The following is a 24334-nucleotide window of genomic DNA, read 5'->3' as shown; positions in this document are numbered from 1 at the left end:
GATGCGTTGAGTCGATTGTGGATTCGGTACGGCACTTTCAGGTCGACGTAACTCTTCAGTATCGTGCGGTCGGCCCCCTCTCCCTCCGGGAGAGGGCTGGGGTGAGGGCTGCTCTTTGTCACGGATCAGTGACAAAAACCGCCCCCTTCGTTACAAGCCCATCCCGACCCGTTGTTTAGACTGCCCGCAGTCATAACAACAAAAAAGGCCACCCATGGATCTCTTCCACCCAGGCTTCAGCAGTTGGCTGAACGCCCCTGCCCACCAGCAATGGCTCGCCGACGAAGGTCTGCGCCTGCTGGCATTCGCCAAGGCTTCAAAGCTGCCCGAAGGTTTCGGCAATCTCGACGAACGCGGCCGTCTGCCAGCGCACGCGCAAGCCGAAACCATGAACACCGCGCGCATGACCCACAGCTTCGCCATGGCCCACATTCAGGGCCTGCCGGGTTTCGCCGACCTGGTCGATCACGGCATCGCGGCCCTGCGCGGCCCGTTGCGTGATGCACTGCACGGCGGCTGGTTTGCGGTCGCCGAACACCGCGACGGCAATACCGGCAAGAACGCTTATCTGCATGCCTTCGTCGCGCTCGCGGCCAGCTCTGCAGTGGTCGCACAGCGTCCCGGCGCCCAGGCCTTGCTGGATGACGCCATCGACATCATCGACACGTATTTCTGGAGCGAAGAAGAGGGCGCCATGCGCGAATACTTCAATCGCGACTGGAGCGAAGAAGAAGCCTATCGCGGTGCCAACAGCAACATGCACGCGACTGAAGCGTTCCTTGCATTGGCCGATGTCACCGAAGATCCGCGCTGGCTGATCCGTGCGCAACGCATCGTCGAGCGAGTGATCCACGGTCATGCTGCCGCCAACGGTTACATGGTCATCGAGCACTTCGACCGCAATTGGCAACCGCTGCGCGAATACAACCTCGACAATCCCGCTGACGGTTTCCGCCCTTACGGCACCACGCCGGGTCACGGTTTCGAATGGGCGCGGCTGTTGCTGCACCTCGAAGCGGCGCGGGTTCAGGCCGGCATGCTCACACCCGGCTGGCTTGCCACTGATGCGGCAAAACTGTTCGAGAACAACTGCCGCCACGGCTGGGACGTCGATGGCGCGCCGGGGATCGTCTACACCCTCGACTGGGACAATCAATCCGTGGTGCGCCATCGCCTGCACTGGACGCACGCAGAAGCCAGCGCCGCCGCCAGCGCCTTGCTCAAACGCACCGGCGATGCGCAATACGAAGCCTGGTACCGACTGTTCTGGGAATTCTGCGAAAACCATTTCATCGACCGCTGCGACGGCAGCTGGCACCACGAACTCAATCCGCAAAACCTGCCAAGTGCCGATATCTGGCCGGGAAAACCCGATCTGTACCACGCCTGGCAAGCCGTACTGATCCCTCGTCTACCCTTGTCGCCGAGCATGGCGACTGCGCTGGCGCAGTTGTCCCAGAGCTGTCCTGTGTAACCATATGGTGACATTCGCGCGTCCCTTCGTTACCTGCGAGGGGAAACGTCCTGTTTAAACTCCTATGCAGCGCAAGCACCAGACTTGCAATGCATAACAACAAGAAAGGTACATCTCAGATGAATGCGATTTCTCGCCTCGCTACTGTCATTTCTGTCGCCTCCCTGTTCCCGCTCGCAATTCTGCCTCTCAGTGTTTCCGCTGCCGAATCCAAAGGTTCGGTGGAAGTCGTGCACTGGTGGACGTCCGGTGGCGAAAAAGCTGCCGTTGATGTGCTCAAGGCCCAAGTCGAAAAAGACGGTTTCACCTGGAAAGACGGCGCTGTCGCCGGCGGTGGCGGTGCCACGGCCATGACCGTGCTGAAAAGCCGTGCCGTGGCTGGCAACCCGCCGGGCGTCGCCCAGATCAAAGGCCCGGACATCCAGGAATGGGCGTCGACCGGCCTGCTTGACACCGACGTGCTCAAAGATGTCGCCAAGTCGGAAAAGTGGGACAGCCTGCTCGACAAGAAAGTCTCCGATACCGTGAAGTACGACGGTGATTACGTGGCCGTGCCGGTGAACATTCACCGCGTCAACTGGCTGTGGATCAACCCGGAAGTATTCAAAAAAGCCGGTATCGCCAAAGCCCCGACCACCCTCGAAGAATTCTACGCTGCTGGCGATAAGCTGAAGGCAGCGGGCTTCATTCCGCTGGCTCACGGCGGTCAGCCTTGGCAGGACAGCACCGTGTTCGAAGCCGTTGTGCTGTCGGTCATGGGCGTTGATGGCTACAAGAAAGCCCTGGTCGATCTGGACAACAAGGCGCTGACCGGCCCGGAAATGGTCAAGGCGCTGACCGAGCTGAAGAAAGTCGCGACCTACATGGACGTCGACGGCAAAGGCCAGGACTGGAACCTGGAAGCGGCCAAAGTCATCAACGGCAAGGCCGGCATGCAGATCATGGGTGACTGGGCCAAGTCCGAATGGACTGCTGCCAAGAAAGTCGCCGGCAAGGACTACGAGTGCGTAGCGTTCCCGGGCACCGACAAGGCGTTCACCTACAACATCGACTCCCTGGCGGTGTTCAAGCAGAAAGACAAAGGCACTGCGGCCGGTCAGCAGGACATCGCCAAAGTCGTGCTGGGTGAAAACTTCCAGAAAGTCTTCAGCATCAACAAAGGCTCGATCCCGGTGCGTAACGACATGTTGAACAACATGGAGAAACTCGGTTTCGACTCCTGCGCGCAGACCGCGGCCAAGGACTTCCTGGCGGACGCCAAGTCCGGCGGCCTGCAACCAAGCATGGCGCACAACATGGCGACCACGCTGGCGGTGCAGGGCGCGTTCTTTGACGTAGTCACCAACTACATCAACGACCCGAAAGCCGACCCGGCCGATGCGGCCAGGAAACTGGGCGCGGCGGTTCAGTCGGCCAAATAAGCACCAGCACCGTAGCCCCTGTGGGAGCGAGCTTGCTCGCGAAGGCGGAGAGTCAGGCAATCGAACTATCAACTGACAGGACGCCTTCGCGAGCAAGCTCGCTCCCACAAGGGGAAAGCGTGTGAATTTTCTACCTTCGTACTGGATTTCCCCATGAGTTCTGTTGCTGTGTTCAGCAAAGCCTCGCCGTTCGATGCACTGCAGCGCTGGCTACCGAAACTGGTGCTGGCGCCGAGCATGGTCATCGTGCTGGTTGGCTTCTATGGCTACATCCTGTGGACGTTCGTGCTGTCGTTCACCACCTCGACGTTCCTGCCGAACTACAAGTGGGCCGGCCTGGCGCAATACGCCCGGCTGTTCGACAACGACCGCTGGTGGGTGGCGAGCAAGAATCTCGCGGTGTTCGGTGGCATGTTCATCGGCATCACGTTGGTGATCGGTGTGCTGCTGGCGGTGTTCCTCGACCAGCGTATCCGTCGCGAAGGCTTTATCCGCACCATTTACCTGTACCCGATGGCGCTCTCGATGATCGTCACCGGTACCGCGTGGAAATGGCTGCTCAACCCGGGCATGGGCCTGGACAAATTGTTGCGTGACTGGGGCTGGGAAGGCTTCCGTCTGGACTGGCTGATCGACCCGGATCGCGTGGTGTACTGCCTGGTGATCGCCGCAGTGTGGCAAGCCTCGGGTTTCATCATGGCGATGTTCCTCGCCGGCCTGCGCGGTGTCGATCAGTCGATCATCCGTGCTGCGCAGATCGACGGCGCGAGCATGCCGACCATCTACTGGAAAGTGGTGCTGCCCAGCCTGCGTCCGGTGTTCTTCAGTGCGGTGATGATCCTCGCCCACATCGCGATCAAGAGCTTCGACCTGGTCGCGGCGATGACCGCAGGGGGGCCGGGTTATTCCTCCGACCTGCCGGCGATGTTCATGTATTCCTTCACCTTCAGTCGCGGCCAGATGGGCATGGGCTCGGCCAGTGCGATTCTGATGCTCGGTGCGATCCTCGCGATCATCGTGCCTTACCTGTACTCCGAGCTGAGGACCAAGCGTCATGACTAGTCTCGCTGCCAAACCTGCCATCAGCCTGAGTCGCATCGCGATCTACGCGGTACTGATTTTCGCCGTGTTCCTGTACCTGGTGCCGCTGGTAGTCATGCTGCTGACCAGCTTCAAGACCCCGGAAGACATCAGCACCGGCAACCTGCTGAGCTGGCCGACCGTGGTCAGCGGTATCGGCTGGGTCAAGGCCTGGGCCACGGTTGACGGTTACTTCTGGAACTCGATCAAGATCACCGTGCCGGCCGTAATCATCTCCACCGCCATCGGTGCGTTGAACGGTTACGTGCTGTCGATGTGGCGCTTCCGTGGTTCGCAGTTGTTCTTCGGGCTGCTGTTGTTCGGCTGCTTCCTGCCGTTCCAGACCGTGCTGCTGCCGGCCTCGTTTACCCTCGGCAAGATGGGCCTGGCGAGCACCACCACCGGGCTGGTGTTTGTTCACGTGGTTTACGGCCTGGCGTTCACCACGCTGTTCTTCCGTAACTACTACGTGAGCATTCCCGATGCGCTGGTGAAGGCTGCACGTCTGGATGGCGCGGGTTTCTTCACGATCTTCCGCCGCATCATTCTGCCGATGTCGACGCCGATCATCATGGTCTGCCTGATCTGGCAGTTCACCCAGATCTGGAACGACTTCCTGTTTGGTGTGGTGTTCTCCAGCGGTGATTCGCAACCGATCACGGTGGCGCTGAACAACCTGGTCAACACCAGCACCGGGGCCAAGGAATACAACGTTGATATGGCAGCGGCGATGATCGCCGGGCTGCCGACCCTGCTGGTCTATGTGGTCGCAGGCAAGTATTTCGTGCGCGGGCTGACGGCCGGCGCAGTCAAGGGGTAATCATGGCAACGCTCGAACTTCGCAACGTCAACAAGACCTACGGTGCCGGCCTGCCGGACACCCTGAAGAACATCGAACTGTCGATCAAGGACGGTGAGTTCCTGATCCTGGTCGGCCCGTCGGGCTGCGGCAAGTCGACCCTGATGAACTGCATCGCCGGTCTGGAAACCATCAGCGGCGGCGCGATCATGATCGGCGATCAGGACGTCAGCGGCATGAGCCCGAAAGATCGCGACATCGCCATGGTCTTCCAGTCCTACGCGCTGTACCCGACCATGAGCGTGCGCGAGAACATCGAGTTCGGTCTGAAGATCCGCAAGATGCCGCAGGCGGCGATCGACGAAGAAGTCGCGCGCGTGGCCAAGCTTCTGCAGATCGAACACCTGCTGAATCGCAAGCCGGGTCAACTTTCCGGTGGTCAGCAGCAGCGCGTGGCGATGGGCCGTGCCCTGGCGCGGCGGCCGAAGATCTATCTGTTCGACGAACCGCTGTCCAACCTCGATGCCAAGCTGCGGGTCGAGATGCGCACCGAAATGAAACTGATGCACCAGCGTCTGAAAACCACCACGGTCTACGTGACCCACGACCAGATCGAAGCGATGACCCTGGGCGACAAAGTGGCGGTGATGAAGGACGGGATCATCCAGCAATTCGGCACGCCGAAAGAGATCTACAACGACCCGGCCAACCTGTTTGTGGCGAGCTTCATCGGTTCGCCGCCGATGAACTTCATTCCGCTGCGCCTGCAGCGCAAGGACGGTCGGCTGCTGGCGCTGCTCGACAGCGGCCAGGCCCGTTGCGAGTTGCCGATGGGCATGCAGGACGCCGGGCTTGAAGATCGCGAAGTGATCCTCGGCCTGCGCCCGGAGCAGATTGTGCTGGCGAATGGCGAAGGCAATGGTTTGCCGAGCATCAAGGCCGAAGTGCAAGTCACCGAACCGACTGGTCCGGACACCCTGGTGTTCGTCAACCTCAATGACACTAAGGTCTGCTGCCGTCTGGCACCGGACGTGGCACCGCAGGTGGGCGAAAGCCTGACGCTGCAATTCGATCCGTCGAAAGTGCTGTTGTTCGATGCCAAGACTGGCGAGCGTCTGGGCGTTGCGGGCCAGGCGCAGGCCGAAGCGCGGTCGGCGAACGTCGCGCAATTCAAGGGGCGGTAAACAGATCAAGGTTGGAATGAGGTCATGTGGGAGCTGGCTTGCCAGCGATGCAGGCAACTCGGCTTGTCGTCGAACCGAGTTGATGCCATCGCCGGCAGGCCAGCTCCCACAGGGATCGGATTCCACAAAGGAGCACGCGGTGGATGGCCTGTTATCCATCGCACTTTATGTAAACCGCGTTAGATAAAAACAGTTAATAACAATAAAGACGAGGATGTAGGGATGAAAAAGAAACACGTCAATGCCCGCTTGATCTGCCAAGTGTCAGCGGCAGCAGCACTGGTGCTGGCCGGCAATGCAATGGCGGCCGATGCGTTCAGCTCCGATTCCAAGTGGATGACCGGCGACTGGGGTGGCGAGCGGACCAAGCTGATCGAGCAAGGTATCGACATCAAGGCGGACTACGTCGGGGAAGTCGGTGGCAACCTGCACGGCGGCTACAACGACGACAAGACGGCGCGTTACGCTGACCAGTTCGGTCTGGGCGTGGCACTGGATCTGCAAAAACTCTGGGGCTGGGACAACACCCAGGCCAAGATCCAGCTGACCAACCGTAACGGCTACAACATCTCTAACGATCGCGTGGGCGATCCGCGTGCCGGCACCTTGTCTTCCTCGCAGGAAGTCTACGGTCGTGGCCACATGGTGCGTCTGACCCAGTTGTGGATTCAGCACCAGTTCTTCGACAACAAACTCGACGTCAAGGCCGGTTACTTCGGTGAAGGCGAAGACTTCAACACCTTCCCGTGCGACTTCCAGAACCTGGCGTTCTGCGGTTCGCAAGTGGGTAACTGGGCGACCAACATCTGGTACAACTGGCCCGTCAGCCAGGCCGCGATCCGCGTGAAGTACAACATCAACGACGAGCTCTACGCGCAAATCGGTGCGTACAACCAGAACCCGTCGCAGCTGGAACACGGCAACGGCTTCAAACTCAGCGGCAGCGGCACCAAAGGTACCGTTCTTCCTGTCGAGCTGGTCTGGTCGCCGAAGGTCAACAGCCTGCCGGGCGAATACCGCGTCGGTTACTACAAGAGCACTGCTGATGCCAGCGACGTTCGTGAAGACGTCAACGGTTTCGACGCTGCTACTACTCGCGACGCGTACAAAACCCATAGCAGCAAAAGCGGCTACTGGTTCGTGGCGCAACAGCAACTCACCAGCCACAACGGCGACGCTTCCCGTGGTCTGAACATCGCGGCCAACGCCACTTTCCACGACAAGGACACCAACTTCATCGACAACTATCAGTCGGTGATGTTTGTTTACAAAGGCCCGTTCGACGCGCGTCCGAAGGATGACGTCGGTATCGGCGCGGCGCGTATCCACGTCAACGATGACGTGAAGAAAAACGCTGAACTGCTGAACGTTTCCAACGGTGTGTCGGATTACGACAATCCGGTGTTCTCGCCAATTCGCGAAACCGAATACAACTACGAGATCAACTACGGCTTCCACGTCACCAACTGGCTGACCGTACGTCCTAACCTGCAGTACATCACTCACCCGGGTGGTGTGGATGAAGTGGACAACGCTTTGGTCGCCGGCCTGAAAATTCAGTCTACGTTCTGACGCGTCTGCGATAAGCTCCTCTCTATGTGCGCATATTTGCGGACAGCGGGGGGGCGTTCTCAATTGTTTTGCCCGGCGCGGTGGGAAAAACAATTGAGAACGCCCCCTAGGCTGTCCGCTTTTTTTTGAGGGCTGGCGCAGCCCGTAACAGATGAATTCGGAACCGTGGCCAATGCATGAGCATCCGCTGCAACGCTTCTTCAAATCCCTGCGTGAACAACCGGTGTTCGCCTGGGAGCGCTATCAGATGCGCGACGTGTTGGTGATTGATCATCCGCTGTGTCAGGCGGTGTTCAGTCGTCAGGGCGCGCAGTTGCTGCACTTTCAGCCGCGCGGGCAAAAGCCGTGGTTATGGTGTGCGGCGAAGTGGCCGCATGTCGGCGCTATTCGCGGTGGTGTGCCGGTGTGCTGGCCGTGGTATGGCCGTCATCCGAGCGAAAACGCCTGGCCGTCCCATGGTTGGGCGCGGCTGCTCGACTGGAAACTGCTCGACAGCAGCAGCGCCGAGGATGGCGTGCGCCTGCACTGGCAATTGCAATTGTGCGACTGGCAGGTCGACCTGCACGCGCACCTCGGAGAACGCATGGAGTTACGCCTGAGCACTGAGCATCAGGACGACATGCCGTGCCAGTTGAGCCAGGCGTTGCACGCTTACTGGCGTATTGGCGATGTCGGCGAGATAGCGCTGTCTGGCCTCGAAGGCGCGCAGGGTTATGACCAGTTGAGTCGCCAGTCTTGTCAGCAGGAAGGCGAGTTACGCGTCGATGGCGGCTGTCAGCGGGTGTTTCAGCACGACGGCGAATTACAGCTCAAGGATCACGCCTGGCAGCGCGAGTTGTGCATTGATACCGGTGACAGCGGCGACACGGTGGTCTGGCATCCTGGAGCGCGACCGTTGTTGGGCGTGAGCTGGGATGAGATTTCCGAGTTTGTCTGTGTTGAAGCGGCGGCGGGTGGGACTGACAGCTTGCATCTGGCGCCGGGGGAGAAGGCGCATTTGAGTTTGCAGGCGTGGGCGGCGGCTTGAGTGTGTCAGTCACATCGTAGCCCCTCACCCTAGCCCTCTCCCGGAGGGAGAGGGGACCGAATGGGGGATGCTTAAGCGTTACGCCGACGTGAAAGTGCAGCGCTGAATCCATAATCGACTCTATTTTTCAGGTCGATGTATAGCGCAAGACACCTCGGTCTGCTCCCTCTCCCCCGGGAGAGGGGGCGAATGGGGGATATTCGAGAGAAGCACCGACCTGAACGAATGTCGGTGAATCCATAATCGACTCAGTGTTTCAGGTCGATGTATAGCGCAAGACACCTCGGTCGGCTCCCTCTCCCCCCGGGAGAGGGGGCGAATGGGGGATATTCGAGAGATGCACCGACCTGAACGGATGACGTTGAATCCATAATCGACTCGGTGTTTCAGGTCGATGTATAGCGCAAGACACCTCGGTCGGCCCCCTCTCCCTCGGGGAGAGGGCTGGGGTGAGGGGCTTTTGATCTTTAGTTGAATTCATCCCCAACCGGATACCGGCTGGCGTTCAAGCTCTCTTTGATCTTGCGCAAATGCGGCTGGAAATCCACCCCGCGCCGCAAGGTCATGCCGGTCGCCAGCACATCCAGCACGGTCAACTGAATGATCCGCGAGGTCATCGGCATATAGATGTCGGTGTCTTCCGGCAGTGGAATGTTCAGGCTCAGGGTGCTGGCCTTGGCCAGCGGCGAATTCTCCGCCGTCAGGCCCAGCACCGAAGCACCGTTCTCCCGAGCAATGCGCGCCACTTCCACCAGCTCGCGGGTGCGCCCGGTGTAGGAAATGATCACGAACAACTCACCGGTGTGCGCCACCGAAGCAATCATCCGCTGCATCAGCACATCGGCATGCGCGGTGACCGCCAGGTTGAAGCGGAAGAACTTGTGCTGCGCATCCAGCGCCACCGGTGCCGAAGCGCCGAGGCCGAAAAAGTGGATCTGCCGCGCCTGAATCAACAGGTCGACGGCGCGGCTGATCAGGTTCGGGTCCAGCGCCTGGCAAGCGCTGTCCAGCGAGGCGATGGCACTGCCGAAAATCTTCTGCGTGTACGCCTCTGGATTGTCGTCGGCCTCGACCGCGCGGCTGACGTACGCCGCGCCGCTGGCCAGGCTCTGGGCCAGTTGCAGCTTGAGTTCGGGATAGCCGCTGACACCGAACGAACGGCAGAAACGGTTGACCGTCGGCTCGCTCACCGACGCCGCCTGGGCGAGGGCGGCGATGCTGAAGCGGGTGGCCTGCTGCGGGTTGAGCAGGATCACCTCGGCGACTTTGCGTTCGGCCTTGTTCAGCTCTTCAAGGCGACTCTGGATCTGTTCCAGTAAATTTCGCACGCGGTCCATATGAAATTCCTAATTCACCTGCGCAAAGGTGCGCCGGGCTATGCAAATTGGGCCTTTGATATGGCCCGTAACGGTGGCCTATCCTACTGATGGCTCCGACCGACCACCACTCGGAATCTGTATTTTGCGAAAATGTTGTGGTTATTACTACATTTTCCCTTGAGTGATGCCTTGAAAAAAGGTATTTGTAGCTTAACTTGATAAAAGAACAAACATCATGCCTTCGATTACGGTTGAACCGTGCACCTTTGCCTTGTTCGGCGCTCTTGGCGATCTGGCCCTGCGCAAGCTGTTTCCTGCCCTTTACCACCTCGATGGCGCTGACCTGTTGCACGAGGACACGCGGATCATCGCGCTGGCCCGTGAAGCCGGTAGCGAACAGCAGCACCTGGCGTTCATCGCCGCCGAATTGCGTCGGTATGTCGGCAAAGAGCTGGACGAAGCCGTGGCCGAGCGCTTTCTGGCGCGCCTGACTTATCTGCACGTCGACTTCCTCAAGGCTGAAGACTATGTGGCGCTGGCCGAACTGGCTGGCAGCGCGCAACGCATGATTGCCTACTTCGCCACACCGGCGGCGGTGTACGGCGCGATCTGTGAGAACCTGGCGAAAGTCGGTCTGGCGGAAAATACTCGCGTGGTCCTGGAAAAGCCGATCGGCTCCGACCTTGAGTCCTCGCGCAAAGTGAACGACGCCGTGGCGCAGTTTTTCCCGGAAAACCGCACCTACCGCATCGACCACTATCTGGGCAAAGAGACCGTCCAGAACCTGATCGCCCTGCGTTTCGCCAACAGCCTGTTCGAAACCCAGTGGAACCAGAATTACATCTCCCACGTTGAAATCACCGTGGCCGAGAAGGTCGGCATCGAAGGCCGTTGGGGCTACTTCGACAAGGCCGGCCAACTGCGCGACATGATCCAGAACCACCTGTTGCAGCTGCTGTGCCTGATCGCCATGGACCCGCCGGCCGACCTGTCGGCTGACAGCATCCGTGACGAAAAGGTAAAAGTGCTCAAGGCCCTGGCGCCGATCAGTCCGGAAGGCCTGACCACTCAGGTGGTGCGCGGCCAATACATCGCCGGCCACAGCGAAGGCAAGTCCGTACCGGGCTATCTGGAAGAACCGAATTCCAACACCCAGAGCGACACCGAAACCTTCGTCGCTTTGCGTGCCGACATCCGCAACTGGCGCTGGGCCGGCGTGCCGTTCTACCTGCGGACCGGCAAGCGCATGCCGCAGAAGTTGTCGCAGATCGTCATCCACTTCAAGGAACCGTCGCACTACATTTTCGCGCCGGAACAACGCCTGCAGATCAGCAACAAACTGATCATCCGTCTGCAACCGGACGAAGGCATTTCCCTGCGTGTGATGACCAAGGAACAAGGCCTCGACAAAGGCATGCAACTGCGCAGCGGCCCGCTGCAACTGAATTTCTCCGACACCTGGCGCAGTGCGCGGATCCCCGACGCCTACGAGCGGTTGTTGCTGGAAGTGATGAACGGCAATCAGAACCTGTTTGTCCGTAAAGATGAAATCGAAGCCGCGTGGAAGTGGTGTGACCAGTTGATCGCCGGCTGGAAAAAGTCCGGTGACGCGCCCAAGCCTTATGCGGCCGGGTCGTGGGGGCCGATGAGCTCGATTGCACTGATCACGCGGGACGGGAGGTCGTGGTATGGCGATATCTGATGTGCAACTGCCTGCGGGCGTGAATGCCCACGAGTTCAAGAGCCCGGTGCTGTTGGCCGAAGGTCTGGCGCTGAATGTGGCCAAGCAACTGAGCGAGGCCATTGCTGCACGCGGCAACGCGGTGCTGGTGGTGTCCGGCGGTCGCAGCCCGGTGGCGTTCTTTCAGCACCTGGCCAAACAGGCGCTGGACTGGTCGAAAGTCGTCGTGACCCTGGCCGATGAACGCTGGGTCCCGGTTGAGCACGCCGACAGCAATGCCGGTCTGCTCAAGCAGTACCTGCTCAAAGGCCCGGCGGCCAAGGCGCAGTTCCTCAGCCTCTACAGCGCTGCGGCGAACGTTGAGCAAGCTGCCGAACACGCCGATCGCCTGCTCGCCGAATTGCCACCGATTGACGTGCTGGTGCTGGGCATGGGCGATGACGGTCACACCGCGTCGCTGTTCCCCGACAGCCCGAACCTCGCCGAAGCGTTGCAGGCCGATGGCAGCCGTCGCTGCTGGCCGATGCTGGCGCCGAGCGTGCCGCGTCAGCGCCTGACCATGAGTCGCGCGCTGCTGGCGTCGGCCAGGCACAAGATTCTGTCGATTTCCGGTCAGTCGAAACTGACCACCCTGAATGCCGCACTGGCATCCGACGACGTCGCGGCCATGCCGGTGCGCGCGTTTCTGCAACCTACGTTAGAGATTTACTGGTGCCCATGAGCCAAGGAACAGCCGCTATGACAACCCCATCCCCGACCGTTTCCATGGCGGACAAAGTTGCCCTGATCGACAGCCTCTGCGCCAAGGCGCGGATTCTGCCGGTGATCACCATCGCCCGTGAGCAGGACGTACTGCCGCTGGCCGACGCCCTGGCCGCTGGTGGCCTGACGGCGCTGGAAGTGACCCTGCGTTCGCAGTTCGGTCTCAAGGCAATCCAGATCCTGCGCGAGCAACGCCCAGAGCTGGTAACCGGTGCTGGCACCGTGCTCGATCGCAACATGCTCGCGGCGGCTGAAGCGGCGGGTTCGCAATTCATCGTCACCCCGGGCATCACCCGTGATCTGCTCGAAGCCAGCGTCGACAGCCCGATTCCGCTGTTGCCGGGCATCAGCAACGCCTCCGGCATCATGGAAGGCTACGGTTTGGGTTATCGCCGCTTCAAGCTGTTTCCGGCGGAAGTCAGCGGCGGCGTGGCGGCGATCAAGGCGCTCGGCGGCCCGTTCGGCGAAGTTAAATTCTGCCCGACCGGCGGCGTTGGCCCGGCCAACATCAAGAGCTACATGGCGCTGAAAAACGTCATGTGCGTGGGCGGTAGCTGGATGCTCGATCCGGAGTGGATCAAGAACGGCGACTGGGCGCGCATTCAGGAATGCACCGCTGAAGCCCTGGCGCTGCTGGATTAACAGTTTTACCTGACACTTCGTTGTGTGTTCTACGGCTTTACGGTGCGCTTGGTCGGTGCACCGTTTTTTTTTGCCCGACAAAAAACTGTTCCGGCCAGCGCTGCCACAATTGAAGTTACGCGGCGATACATAGTTACCGCACACAGGTTTTTCCACGGCGCTAATCTGCGTTCATCTTATGGATGAGAGAACGTGTCATGGACCCAGACTTCGCAATCCCCGTACCCTGTCCGGTGTATCAACTGGCCCCCGAGCAGATCGCCGGGCCGTTTTTCCGTAATCCAAAACTGCTGCGTCGCAATATCAGCGAAGGTGCGGATGGTTTGCCACTGTTGCTGCGCCTGACCATTGTCGATGCCATGACCGCAGAGCCGGTGGTTGGCGCGAGGGTGGATATCTGGCATTGCAATGCGCGGGGCGCGAACGCGGGCGGGTGTCCGGTCAATCAGGGCCTCGATGCCAGGACCGCAATCACCGGCGACGATGACACCTACCTGCGCGGCAGCCAGTTCTGCGATGCCCGGGGCAGGGTGCGCTTCACCACGATTTATCCAGATTCCCATGCCGGCCGGGCGCTCCATCTTCATGTGGCGGTGCGCATGGTTGTCGGCGACGAATATCCCGCCGAGCACGATGTCGCCTGGACCGGCGAGCTGCAGCTCCCGGAAATCATCTCGCGCCCGACACACCACGCCAAAGCCTGGGGCGGGCGCACTTCGATGCGGTTGAACAATGCTTCGGACAGTTTGCCACCCGGCATGGGCCGCGAAGCCTCGACCCTGTATGTATGGCCGATCGGCCGTGACTCCCATGAGGACGGTTACTTCGGGCACCTCACGATCGGCATCGACACCTTTGCGGTGTCGTCGCAGATCAAACCCGAGGACTTCGACAAATACACGCTTTAGCGCATCAGCGCAGTTCGTTCAGCGCGCGAGTCAGCCGTTGCATGTCGCCTGCGGTGGTGGTCAGTCCCGGCGTGATGCGAATGCACGGCCCGCAGGCGGCACCATTGCGGACCACGGTGAACAGGTTGAACTCATTGAGCAGGCGGTCGGCCATGGCCTTCTGGTCAGCATGTCGGCTGAAGCGCAGCGCGGTGATGCCACAATAAAGCTGCGGATCGTCCGGTGTCATGACCTCGATACCCGGCAGATGACGCACCGCGCTGACCCACAGGTTGCGCAGGTAATTGAGGCGCGCGCCTTTTGCCGGTGCACCGCCGATGGAGCGGTGTTCTTCAAAGACCAGCGGCAAGCTCATCAGCGCCGGAATGTTCGGCGTGCTGTACGGCGTGCGGGCGCGGATGTCGCTGATCGGGTAGTGCATCTCGCCCATGTCCGGGTCGATGTCGGCCAGACGCTGCGGCGCGATATACATGAAGCCGAGTGTCAGCGGCGCGCCGATCCATTTGTGCAGGTTGTAGCCGGCGAAGGCGACGCCGAGGGCTTCGAGGTCGAACTCGATCTGGCCGAGGGCATGGGCACCATCAAGGATGATGTCGATGCCATGCTCTTTGGCCAGTGCCGCGATGGCCTGCACCGGCATCACCAGTCCCGTACGATGGGTGACATGGGTCAACGCCATCAGTTTGAGTTTCGGGTGGCGGACGAAGGTTTCGCGATAGGTCTCCAGCAGGCTGTCGAAACTGGCCGGGTGTGAGTGGGCAATCTCGATGACGTCGACGCCGCGATGCTCGCCCAGCCAGCGCATCGCGCCTTTGACCGTGTCGTACTCGAGGTCGCAGATCAGCACCTGATCCCCCGGTTGCAGGCGGTTGTAGTTGCGGATCAGCGATTGCAGGCCTTCGGTGGCATTGCGGGTGAACGCCACACTCTGCGCGTGTACGCCGATCAACTCGGCCAGTTGCGCGCGAATGTCGAGGTGGTCGCGTTGTTCGAATTGCTGGCGCACGTACACCGAGTTGCTGGTGTTGATCAGCTCTATGTTGCGCTGATACTCCTCGATCACCGTGCGTGACATCCGTCCGAAGTAACCGTTTTCCAGGTTCACGGGGCCTGGTTGAACATCGTAACGGTCGGCGAACGTCTGCCAGAAGGCTTCGTCACGGGCGCGGCGGGTGTTATCGGGCATGGTCGGCAAGCTCAGTAAAGGAGGGCGTTTCAGTGGCGCGGGGCGGGTTTGCCGTGTTTGGCGCGCAGCGGTTCGAGCAGATCCGACAAACCGTTGTGATCGATTTCCTGCATCAAGGCCAGCAGTCCGCCGAGCTCGCCGTTCGGGAAACCTTCACGGGCGAACCAGTTCAGGTAGGGGCCGGGCAGGTCGGCAATGATCCGGCCCTTGTATTTGCCGAAAGGCATTTCGCGGGTGATCAGCAGTTCGAGTTTTTCGGGATTCATCAATGCATTCGTCTGGCTTGAAATCAAACTGGAAAATACAGGCATTCTGCATGCAGGCCAAATGACAGATCATGCAAATAGCCGTGATACAGATAGTTCAATCGTCTTTAAATCATTGAAAAATAAAGATTTTTTATACAAATAAAAACTGGCACGCACACTGCAATATCCCTTGCATCTTCAACCAACCGCAAGGAATTTGAAAAATGACTGACATGAATAAAGAAGCCATCTCTGTACTCAACGACCTGATCGAAACCAGCAAAGACGGTCAGGAAGGGTTCAAGACTTGCGCCGAAGATATCAAGCACCCGGAACTGAAAGCACTGTTCGCCAAGCGCTCGGCCGATTGCGCCACCGCCGCTGCCGAACTGCAAGCCACCGTGCGTTCGATGGGCGGTGATCCGGAAACCTCTACCAGCGTCAGCGGTGACCTGCACCGTCGCTGGGTCGACGTCAAAGCCATGTTTACCGGCAAAGACGAAGAGGCTGTGCTCAACGAAGCCGAGCGCGGTGAAGACCACGCCCTGAAGGCTTATCGTGAAGCCATCGAGAAAATCAACAAGCACAATCTGGTTGGCATTCGTGATCTGGTTGAACGCCAGTATCACGGCGTACAGCGTAACCACGACCAAGTGAAAGCCCTGCGTAACGAGGCTCGTGCCCGTTCTTAAGCGCTTGTCGGTTATAAAAAACGCCAGCTAGTCTGGCGTTTTTTTATGGGGTTGGGAAAAGCAGAAGCCCCTCACCCTGGCCCTCTCCCGGAGGGAGAGGGGACTGACCGAGGTGGATGTTGGAGATGCACCGACTTGAGCGACCTGAGGTGAACTCAGGTTTTGAAAAGCATCAAGATCAGCTCCCTTTCCCCCTTGCCCCCCTGGGGGAGAGGACTGGGGTGGGGGGAAAAGCTCTCACTGACACCCCACCAATCAATCAGCCGATGCTGATCGCCGGCAACGTTGGCAGGGTCACGGTCTGCTGCTTGCGCGGCGCGAGGATCTCGGCCTCGCCATCCACTACCAATTCATCACGCTGATTGAATACGCGAGTGGCGATGCGCACACGAAACTTCGGCAGCTTCTCGAGAATTTCCAGGCGCACGGTTAGGGTGTCGCCAATCTTCACCGGCTTCTGAAAGCTCATCTGCTGACCGATATAAATAGTGCCCGGCCCAGGCAGTTCGCAAGCCACCGCAGCACTGATCAGCGCACCGCTGAACATACCGTGGGCGATGCGTTCCTTGAACATGCTGGCGGCGGCGAACTCGGCGTCCAGGTGCACCGGGTTGTGGTCGCCCGACATCGCGGCAAACAGCTGAATGTCGCGCTCTTCGACCGTCTTGCTGTAGCTCGCGGTCTGGCCGACTTCGAGGGCTTCATAAGGGATGTTGGTAACCTGGGTCATCGGTCTTGATTCCTGTGACGGATTAAATGAATCCACAAAAATTATTCGCTGCGATGCGGGCGCGGATGGCTCAGCGCCTGGTCGATCCAGGCCAGCACATCGGCGATCACTTCGTCGCGATTGGTTTCGTTGAACAATTCGTGCCGGGCCTGCGGGTAAATCTTCAATTGCAGGTTCTGGCTGCCGGCGTTGCGCAGTGCATTGGCCAGATCTGTCAGACGTTTGCCTTCACTCACCGGATCACATTCACCGCCGATCACCAGCAGTGGCAGGCCCGGGTCGATCTGCGCGAGAGTGGACGCTTTGCTGATTTGCTGCAAGCCGCCGAGCAGGTCGATCCACAACTGGTTGGTGCAGCGAAAGCCGCACAGCGGGTCGGCCACGTATTTGGCGACTGCGGCCGGATCGCGGCTGAGCCAGTCGAACGGTGTGCTCACCGGTTTGAAGGTGTTGTTGAATGAACCAAACGACAACCATTCGATCAGCGCACTGCGGCCCTTGCCACCCTGACGCAGTTTTTCCAGGCGGGCAATTTGCCGGGCGGCGCGATAGAGGGCCGGGGGCTGGAAATTCGAACCACTGAGAATCGCCCCGTGCAGGCTGGCGCTGTGGTGCAGCAGATAACCCTGAGCGAGGTAACTGCCCATGCTGTGCCCGAGCAGAATGATTGACACGCCGGGGTGTTGCTGGCCGATGTATTGATTGAGGCTGGCGAGGTCGCTGACAACCTTGCACCAGCCGTCGTCATCGGCGAAATGGCCGAGGGTGCCGTTCTCGGCGGTCTGGCCATGACCGCGCAGATCCGGGGCGTAGACACCGTATCCTTTGTCGCAAAACGTTTCCGCCAACTGTTGATAACGCCCGCTGTGTTCCGCCATGCCGTGGGCAATCAGGACCACCGCTTTCAATGGTGCGGCCGGCAGCCACTGATTGACGAAAAGCCGGCTGCGGTCATTCGCATCAAGCCATAGGGTGTGGTGGATCATGGCGATTCCTTTGCTCAGGGTCGAAACATTGTATAGCGCATCCGCCAGGTTAAGTCTGATCAGCCCACGCCACGGCAGGAAGATTCACGCGATCAATGACGAGATGGCCCATATTTGCCTGAATGGCCATAGCTGCTAGTGTCCGAGAAGCACCGCTTTTTCAGAAATGACAGAGAGCGGCCCGGATCAGCTCAGGTAAAGAGGACAAAAACAATGCAACCTGATTTCTGGAATGACAAACGCCCGGCCGGCGTACCGCTGGACATCGACATGGGGGAGTTCAAGTCGGTGATCGAGGTGTTTGAACGTTCCTGCAAGAAATTCGCTGATCGCCCGGCCTTCAGCAACATGGGCGTGACCCTGACGTATGCCGAGCTGGAGCGCCAGAGCGCGGCCTTCGCCGGTTACCTGCAAGCCCATACCGATCTGGTCCCGGGGGATCGCATCGCGGTGCAGATGCCCAACGTTCTGCATTATCCGATTGCTGTGTTCGGGGCGCTGCGCGCCGGGCTGATCGTGGTCAACACCAATCCGCTGTACACCGCGCGGGAGATGCGTCACCAGTTCAAGGACTCCGGGGCGCGGGCGCTGGTTTACCTGAACATGTTCGGGCAGAAAGTCCAGGAAGTGCTGGCCGACACCGATATTCAATACCTGATCGAAGCGAAGATGGGCGACCTGATGCCCACTGCCAAGGGCTGGCTGGTCAATACTGTGGTCAGCCAAGTGAAGAAGATGGTCCCCGCGTACTCGCTACCCCAGGCGATCTCTTTCAAGAGTGCGCTGCGCAGGGGCCGTGGCCTGGGCATCAAGCCCTTGAAGGTCAGCCTCGACGATATCGCCGTGCTGCAATACACCGGCGGCACCACCGGACTGGCCAAAGGCGCGATGCTCACCCACGGCAATCTGGTGGCGAACATGCAGCAGGTTCGCGCCTGTCTCGCGCAACTCGGCCCGGATGGCCAGCCCCTGCTGCGTGAAGGTCAGGAGGTGATGGTCGCGCCGCTGCCGCTTTATCACATCTATGCCTTTACGGCGAATTGCATGTGCATGATGGTTTCCGGCAATCACAACGTGCTGATCACCAACCCGCGGGACATTGCCGGGTTCATCAAGGAACTGAAAAACTGGCGTTTCTCGGCCTTGCTGGGGCTGAACACGCTGTTCGTCGCGCTGATGGATCATCCGGATTTCAAGACCCTCGACTTCTCCAGCCTGAAGCTCACCAACTCCGGCGGCACCGCGCTGGTCAAAGCCACCGCCGAGCGTTGGGAACAGCTCACCGGTTGCCGCATCACTGAAGGTTACGGCCTGACCGAAACCTCGCCGGTGGCCTGCACCAACCCGTATGGCGATCAGTCGCGCCTGGGCACAGTCGGCTTGCCGGTGCCGGGCACATTGCTCAAAGTCATCAACGATGACGGTGTCGAACAACCGATGGGCGAGCGTGGCGAGTTGTGCATCAAGGGCCCGCAGATCATGAAGGGCTACTGGCAGAAACCCGAAGCCACCGCCGAAGTGCTGGATGCCGAAGGCTGGTTCAAGTCCGGAGATATTGCGGTGATCGATCCGGACGGCTTCGTGCGCATCGTCGACCGCAAGAAGGACATGATCATCGTCTCCGGTTTCAACGTGTACCCGAACGAAATCGAAGACGTGGTCATGGCCCATCCGAAAGTCGCCAACTGCGCGGTGATCGGCGTGCCGGACGAGCGTTCCGGGGAGGCGGTGAAGCTGTTTGTGGTGGCGCGGGAAACCGGCGTGAGCCTCGAAGAGCTGAAGGCGTACTGCAAAGAGAATTTCACCGCGTACAAGGTGCCGAAGCACATTGTGTTGCGTGATTCGTTGCCGATGACGCCGGTTGGCAAGATTCTGCGGCGGGAGTTGCGCGATATCGCCTGATCGGTGAATGGCCGCGCTGTGCGCGGATCGCGGGCAAGCCACGCTCCCACAGGGATTTTCATCAACCTTGTGGGAGCGGGCTTGCCCGTGATGCTTTTTGGAGGGGGCAAAGGCCCGGAAAACCGGGACTTCCACAGGCTTCTAGGATTTTTGCTCTAAAATGACTGTTAGAAAGTCTTGAGTCATCAATGTGACTGTGTGGGCCGCTTTTGGCTCTAGTCGGCACTTGGCAAAGCTGCTACTCTCGGCGCGCTTTGTGACTTCTCGGCCTATATAAAAGCCAGATTCACCAATACAAAACACACACCAATAATAATCGCATCAAATGCGGTGAAGAATTCGCGTTGCTGAGGAGTGGGCTTCCATGATCGAAGACTTTTGGAAGGATAAATACCCGGCTGGAATTGCTGCCGACATCAATCCAGACGAGTATCCGAACATTCAGGCAGTGTTGAAGCAATCCTGCCAACGCTTCGCCAACAAACCGGCTTTCAGCAACCTGGGCAAGACAATCACCTACGGTGAACTGTACGAATTGTCCGGTGCCTTTGCCGCGTATCTGCAACAGCATACCGATTTGCAGCCCGGTGATCGAATCGCCGTGCAACTGCCCAACGTTCTGCAGTACCCGGTGGCCGTCTTCGGTGCGATCCGCGCCGGGCTGATCGTGGTCAACACCAACCCGCTGTACACCGCGCGGGAAATGGAACACCAATTCAACGACTCCGGTGCCAAGGCCCTCGTCTGCCTGGCCAACATGGCTCACCTGGCGGAAGCCGTGGTGCCGAAAACCGGGGTCAAGCACGTCATCGTCACTGAAGTGGCCGACCTGCTGCCGCCGCTCAAGCGTCTGCTGATCAACAGCGTCATCAAGTACGTGAAGAAGATGGTGCCGGCGTATCACTTGCCCAAAGCCGTCAAGTTCAACGACGTATTGAGCAAGGGCCAGGGCCAGCCTGTGGCCGAAGCCAATCCGCACAGCGGCGATGTCGCGGTGCTGCAATACACCGGCGGCACCACCGGCGTGGCCAAGGGCGCGATGCTGACCCACCGCAACCTCGTCGCCAACATGCTGCAGTGCAAGGCGCTGATGGGCTCCAACCTCAATGAAGGTTGCGAGATCCTGATCACGCCGCTGCCGCTGTACCACATCTATGCGTTCACCTTTCATTGCATGGCGATGATGCTGATCGGCAACCACAACATCCTGATCAGCAACCCGCGCGACCTGCCGGCGATGGTCAAGGAGCTGTCGAAGTGGAAGTTCAGCGGCTTTGTCGGCCTGAACACGCTGTTCGTCGCACTGTGCAATAACGAAGGTTTCCGCAAGCTGGACTTCTCCAATCTGAAAGTCACCCTGTCCGGTGGCATGGCCTTGCAACTGGCCGCTGCCGAGCGCTGGAAAGCGGTGACCGGTTGCTCGATCTGCGAAGGTTACGGCATGACCGAAACCAGCCCGGTGGCCACGGTCAACCCGATCCAGCACATCCAGATCGGCACCATCGGCATTCCGGTGCCGTCGACCCTGTGCAAAGTCATCGACGATGCCGGTGTCGAGCAGCCGCTGGGCGAAATCGGTGAACTGTGCGTCAAGGGCCCGCAAGTGATGAAGGGCTACTGGCAGCGCCAGGAAGCCACCGACGAAATCCTCGACAGCGAAGGCTGGCTGAAGACCGGTGACATTGCGCTGATCCAGCCGGATGGCTACATGCGCATTGTCGATCGCAAGAAAGACATGATTCTGGTCTCCGGTTTCAACGTCTATCCGAACGAACTGGAAGATGTGCTGGCGACCCTGCCGGGCGTGTTGCAGTGCGCCGCCATCGGCGTGCCGGACGAGAAGTCGGGCGAGGCGATCAAGATTTTCATCGTCGCCAAACCGGGCGTGACCCTGACCAAGGAAACCGTGATGGAGCACATGCGCGCCAACGTCACCGGTTACAAGGTCCCGCGTTCGGTGGAGTTCCGCGATGCGCTGCCGACCACCAACGTCGGCAAGATCCTGCGCCGCGAGTTGCGTGACGAAGAGCTGAAGAAGATCAAGGCGAAGAACGCCGCATAAAACAAAAAGCCCCGCAGATGCGGGGCTTTTTGTTGGGGCGGAGCAGGGCTGGGATTTTGTGTTGAACCTGCCCCTCACCTGGCTGGGGTGAGGGGGCCTTTCATAACCTGAGTTCAACTCGATATCTCAGGTCGATGTAGCTTATCCAAACACCTCGGTCAGTTCCCTCTCCCTTGGGAGAGGGCTAGGGTGAGGGGAAGGGCAGCGGCACAAATCCTACTGACGGAACGGCGCAAAATTCACGTTGGTCCCCGCCGGCCGCATGTCCTGCAGGTACGAATCCTTGTCCGCACTCAACTCCAGGCTCAACGCGGCCTTGCGCTTGCCTTCGTTGCGAATCACCAGGCCTTCGAGTTTTTCCCGCAGGAACACCGTCGGCACTTTCAGGTGCAGCAGTTCGTCGGTCGCCGGGGTGTGCATCAGCAGGTGAATCCACTCGTACTGACCGACGGCCAGGCGCGACACCGGCAGGTCGAACCACCAGATGTTGCGGTTGCGGTTCAGTTCGGCGAAGTGGCAGTTGTTGGTGCCGAGCACCGCGCCGCCCAGTTCCTGGTTGCGACGGGCAATGGCCTGCTTTTTATCGAGTTTCATAACATTCCTGCGGGATCTGATCGTTGGCGCACCGCGCCCATAGCTGCGCATTCTCGAGGCTTGGGGAGCAAACATAAAGCCCAACCTGCATTGCCCGACGAAAAGAGGAGCAAAAATAAATGAAACTCGTGGCAAACCGCGCCAGTCAATCTTTACGTACTGACTTTTCCCCTTCAATGCACCAAGGAGAAACACCATGAGTAGCACTGGCGATAAAGTAAAAGGCATGGCCAACGAAGCGGTCGGCAACATCAAGCAAGGCGTCGGTAAAGCCACTGACAACACCAAGCTGCAAGCCGAAGGCAAGGTTCAAGAGAAAAAAGGCGAAGCCCAGCAAGCAGTCGGCAAAGCCAAAGACGCAGTGAAGAAGACCATCGACAAGGCGTAATCCGGCCTTGAACGAAACACACGAACGGCCATCCAAGGATGGCCGTTTTTGTGTCAAAGCCCGACAGTCATCCACGAAGGTCGCCAAGTAGGCTACCGTGATGTAAAAACGGCCCCTGAGTCGCCACGACTTCAACCTGTTTCTGCGGCGAAAGGAGACGCGAATGATTTTTCCGGACATGAAAGGTCTGCCCTTGCACCGGGTGATGGTGCGCACGGTCACTGAGTTCGTTGACGACGAGATGTCGACCTACGCTTCGGCACTGGCCTACCAGATGCTGTTCTCGCTGTTCCCGTTCATTCTGTTCCTGATTGCCCTGATCGGTTTCCTGCACCTGCCGGATTTCTTCACCTGGCTGCGCCTGCAATCGGAACTGGTCCTGCCACCGCAGGCGCTGGAGCAGGTCAACCCGGTGATCGACCAGTTGCAGCAATCCAAGGGCGGCCTGCTCTCGGTCGGTATCGTTATTGCCCTGTACACCGCGTCTGCCGGTGTGCGTCTGATGATGAGCGCGATGAACGCCGCCTACGACGTGGTCGAGGGCCGGCCGATCTGGAAGCGTTTCCCGCTGTCGGTGTTCTACACCATCGGCATCGCCGGCATGCTCCTGGTCGCTGCCGCACTGATGGTGCTCGGGCCGCAAGTCATGGGCTGGATCGCCGCGCAGGTGGGGCTGGAAGACTTCATCGTCACCGTGTGGACAATTGCGCGCTGGCCGGTGATCGTGATTCTGATGATGGTCGCCGTGGCCTTGATCTACTACGTGATGCCAGACGTTAAACAGGAATTCCGCTTTATCACCCCGGGCTCGGTACTGGCCGTGGTGGTGTGGATCATCGCCTCGTTGGGTTTTGCGTTTTACGTCAAGACGTTCGCCAACTACAACGCGATGTATGGCAGCATCGGGGCGATCATCGTGCTGTTGCTGTATTTCTATATTTCCTCGGCGGTGCTGCTGCTCGGCGCCGAGATGAATGCGGTGATTGAACACATGTCCAGCGAGGGCAAGGACGCGGGTGAGAAAGTCCCCGGTGAACTCGATGCACACCCCAAACAACATGTCTCGGGCCTGGGGCGCGATCACTCGCTCAAGCCGGACACTGACGAAGCCTGATCATGATTCGTGAAATCCTCAAAATGGGCGACGAACGCCTGCTGCGCATCGCCCCGCCCGTGCCGCCGGAGATGTTCGACAGCCCCGAACTGTGGCAACTGATCGACGACATGTTCCAGACCATGGAAAGCGTCGGCGGCGTTGGCCTGGCCGCGCCGCAGATCGGCGTCGACCTGCAACTGGTGATCTTTGGCTTCGAGCACAGCGAACGTTATCCGGACGCTGAAGCGGTGCCGCAGACGATCCTGATCAATCCGCTGATCACACCGTTGAGTCCGCTGACCGAGGAGGGTTTCGAAGGCTGTCTGTCGGTGCCGGGATTGCGTGGCGCAGTGGATCGCTATCAGCAGATTCGTTATGAAGGTTTTGATCCGAAGGGCGAGCCGATCGTGCGCGTGGCGTCAGGTTTTCACGCACGGGTGGTACAGCATGAATGCGATCATCTGATCGGCCGCCTGTATCCCTCGCGCATCACCGATTTCAGCAAGTTCGGCTTTACCGAAGTGATGTTCCCGGATCTCGATCCAACCGCCGACGACTAATCCGGGTCAAACGCAATTCTC

Annotated in this window: 23 protein-coding genes; 17 read left to right on the top strand and 6 right to left on the bottom strand. The window is 59.5% G+C overall.

What is annotated here, in order from left to right; translation table 11 throughout:
- Positions 1-214 precede the first annotated feature (214 nt).
- The 7 genes from PseuLF5_RS22195 (at position 215) to PseuLF5_RS22165 (ending at position 8557) form a co-directional block, all read left to right on the top strand.
- Entirely contained in the window at positions 215-1474 is a 1260-nt protein-coding gene (locus tag PseuLF5_RS22195; RefSeq protein WP_340134766.1) for a D-mannose isomerase, read from the top strand.
- Between the two features lie 119 nt (positions 1475-1593).
- Complete coding sequence (locus PseuLF5_RS22190) at positions 1594-2895, top strand: ABC transporter substrate-binding protein (protein WP_123467140.1); 1302 nt, start codon at positions 1594-1596, stop codon at positions 2893-2895.
- 153 nt (positions 2896-3048) lie between these two features.
- Positions 3049-3957 carry a carbohydrate ABC transporter permease gene (locus PseuLF5_RS22185; RefSeq protein WP_123467138.1) on the top strand — a complete coding sequence of 303 codons (909 nt, stop codon included), beginning with the start codon at positions 3049-3051 and terminating at the stop codon, positions 3955-3957.
- Positions 3950-4795 (top strand): carbohydrate ABC transporter permease, encoded by an 846-nt coding sequence (locus PseuLF5_RS22180; RefSeq protein ID WP_042607262.1) that lies wholly within the window; start codon positions 3950-3952, stop codon positions 4793-4795. The genes PseuLF5_RS22185 and PseuLF5_RS22180 overlap by 8 nt, the downstream gene beginning before the upstream one ends.
- A gap of 2 nt (positions 4796-4797) precedes the next feature.
- On the top strand, positions 4798-5958 hold the full coding sequence (locus PseuLF5_RS22175; protein WP_123467136.1) for an ABC transporter ATP-binding protein: 1161 nt from the start codon (positions 4798-4800) through the stop codon (positions 5956-5958).
- Between the two features lie 222 nt (positions 5959-6180).
- Positions 6181-7530: a carbohydrate porin gene (locus tag PseuLF5_RS22170; protein ID WP_123467134.1), complete on the top strand. Its 1350-nt coding sequence runs from the start codon at positions 6181-6183 to the stop codon at positions 7528-7530.
- Between the two features lie 172 nt (positions 7531-7702).
- Complete coding sequence (locus tag PseuLF5_RS22165; RefSeq protein WP_222832218.1) at positions 7703-8557, top strand: D-hexose-6-phosphate mutarotase; 855 nt, start codon at positions 7703-7705, stop codon at positions 8555-8557.
- 467 nt (positions 8558-9024) lie between these two features.
- Here PseuLF5_RS22165 and PseuLF5_RS22160 read toward each other — a convergent pair whose 3' ends face one another.
- Positions 9025-9885 (bottom strand): MurR/RpiR family transcriptional regulator, encoded by an 861-nt coding sequence (locus PseuLF5_RS22160; protein ID WP_169842436.1) that lies wholly within the window; start codon positions 9883-9885, stop codon positions 9025-9027.
- 226 nt (positions 9886-10111) lie between these two features.
- On the opposite strand from PseuLF5_RS22160, the gene zwf reads away from it, so the two are divergent.
- The 4 genes from zwf to PseuLF5_RS22140 all read left to right on the top strand — a co-directional run bounded on the left by zwf (position 10112) and on the right by PseuLF5_RS22140 (position 13869).
- On the top strand, positions 10112-11578 hold the full coding sequence (gene zwf, locus PseuLF5_RS22155) for a glucose-6-phosphate dehydrogenase (protein WP_123467130.1): 1467 nt from the start codon (positions 10112-10114) through the stop codon (positions 11576-11578).
- Positions 11565-12278, top strand: coding sequence for a 6-phosphogluconolactonase (pgl, locus tag PseuLF5_RS22150; RefSeq protein WP_123467128.1), 714 nt, complete (start codon positions 11565-11567; stop codon positions 12276-12278). Before zwf ends, pgl begins: the two co-directional genes overlap by 14 nt.
- Positions 12279-12295: 17 nt before the next feature.
- Positions 12296-12961: a bifunctional 4-hydroxy-2-oxoglutarate aldolase/2-dehydro-3-deoxy-phosphogluconate aldolase gene (locus tag PseuLF5_RS22145; RefSeq protein ID WP_007969324.1), complete on the top strand. Its 666-nt coding sequence runs from the start codon at positions 12296-12298 to the stop codon at positions 12959-12961.
- Positions 12962-13158: 197 nt separating this feature from the next.
- Positions 13159-13869 carry an intradiol ring-cleavage dioxygenase gene (locus tag PseuLF5_RS22140; RefSeq protein ID WP_128614328.1) on the top strand — a complete coding sequence of 237 codons (711 nt, stop codon included), beginning with the start codon at positions 13159-13161 and terminating at the stop codon, positions 13867-13869.
- A gap of 4 nt (positions 13870-13873) precedes the next feature.
- Here PseuLF5_RS22140 and PseuLF5_RS22135 read toward each other — a convergent pair whose 3' ends face one another.
- Both PseuLF5_RS22135 and PseuLF5_RS22130 read right to left on the bottom strand, forming a co-directional pair.
- Positions 13874-15055 (bottom strand): aminotransferase class V-fold PLP-dependent enzyme, encoded by a 1182-nt coding sequence (locus tag PseuLF5_RS22135; protein WP_340134765.1) that lies wholly within the window; start codon positions 15053-15055, stop codon positions 13874-13876.
- Positions 15056-15084: 29 nt separating this feature from the next.
- The gene (locus PseuLF5_RS22130; RefSeq protein WP_123467122.1) at positions 15085-15321 is read right to left on the bottom strand and encodes a DUF3820 family protein; all 237 of its coding nucleotides are present in this window, start codon (positions 15319-15321) and stop codon (positions 15085-15087) included.
- Between the two features lie 206 nt (positions 15322-15527).
- Here PseuLF5_RS22130 and PseuLF5_RS22125 point away from each other — a divergent pair, with 206 nt between their 5' ends.
- Positions 15528-15995, top strand: a complete 468-nt coding sequence (locus PseuLF5_RS22125) for a ferritin-like domain-containing protein (protein WP_123467120.1) — start codon at positions 15528-15530, stop codon at positions 15993-15995.
- A gap of 259 nt (positions 15996-16254) precedes the next feature.
- On the opposite strand, the gene PseuLF5_RS22120 is transcribed toward PseuLF5_RS22125, so the two are convergent.
- Together PseuLF5_RS22120 and PseuLF5_RS22115 are read right to left on the bottom strand one after the other, a co-directional pair.
- On the bottom strand, positions 16255-16725 hold the full coding sequence (locus tag PseuLF5_RS22120; RefSeq protein WP_003227420.1) for a MaoC family dehydratase: 471 nt from the start codon (positions 16723-16725) through the stop codon (positions 16255-16257).
- Between the two features lie 41 nt (positions 16726-16766).
- Positions 16767-17711, bottom strand: a complete 945-nt coding sequence (locus PseuLF5_RS22115) for an alpha/beta hydrolase (RefSeq protein WP_340134764.1) — start codon at positions 17709-17711, stop codon at positions 16767-16769.
- A gap of 213 nt (positions 17712-17924) precedes the next feature.
- Between PseuLF5_RS22115 and fadD2 the strand changes: the two genes are divergently transcribed.
- Positions 17925-19613, top strand: coding sequence for a long-chain-fatty-acid--CoA ligase FadD2 (fadD2, locus tag PseuLF5_RS22110; RefSeq protein ID WP_340134763.1), 1689 nt, complete (start codon positions 17925-17927; stop codon positions 19611-19613).
- 364 nt (positions 19614-19977) lie between these two features.
- The gene (gene fadD1 / locus PseuLF5_RS22105) at positions 19978-21675 is read left to right on the top strand and encodes a long-chain-fatty-acid--CoA ligase FadD1 (RefSeq protein ID WP_123467114.1); all 1698 of its coding nucleotides are present in this window, start codon (positions 19978-19980) and stop codon (positions 21673-21675) included.
- Between the two features lie 216 nt (positions 21676-21891).
- Here fadD1 and PseuLF5_RS22100 read toward each other — a convergent pair whose 3' ends face one another.
- Positions 21892-22269 (bottom strand): hypothetical protein, encoded by a 378-nt coding sequence (locus PseuLF5_RS22100; RefSeq protein WP_041068691.1) that lies wholly within the window; start codon positions 22267-22269, stop codon positions 21892-21894.
- A gap of 196 nt (positions 22270-22465) precedes the next feature.
- On the opposite strand from PseuLF5_RS22100, the gene PseuLF5_RS22095 reads away from it, so the two are divergent.
- The 3 genes from PseuLF5_RS22095 (at position 22466) to def (ending at position 24313) form a co-directional block, all read left to right on the top strand.
- Entirely contained in the window at positions 22466-22657 is a 192-nt protein-coding gene (locus PseuLF5_RS22095) for a CsbD family protein (RefSeq protein WP_025112838.1), read from the top strand.
- Between the two features lie 163 nt (positions 22658-22820).
- Positions 22821-23771 carry a YihY/virulence factor BrkB family protein gene (locus PseuLF5_RS22090; protein ID WP_123467112.1) on the top strand — a complete coding sequence of 317 codons (951 nt, stop codon included), beginning with the start codon at positions 22821-22823 and terminating at the stop codon, positions 23769-23771.
- A 2-nt stretch (positions 23772-23773) separates the two neighbouring features.
- Positions 23774-24313: a peptide deformylase gene (gene def, locus PseuLF5_RS22085; RefSeq protein ID WP_003227403.1), complete on the top strand. Its 540-nt coding sequence runs from the start codon at positions 23774-23776 to the stop codon at positions 24311-24313.
- The last annotated feature ends 21 nt before the right edge of the window (positions 24314-24334 follow it).

The organism is Pseudomonas sp. LF-5 (assembly GCF_037626295.1).
Lineage (GTDB): Bacteria > Pseudomonadota > Gammaproteobacteria > Pseudomonadales > Pseudomonadaceae > Aquipseudomonas > Aquipseudomonas monsensis.
The sequence above is the reverse complement of the archived record's forward strand: the minus strand, read 5'-3'. Positions and strand labels throughout refer to the sequence as shown.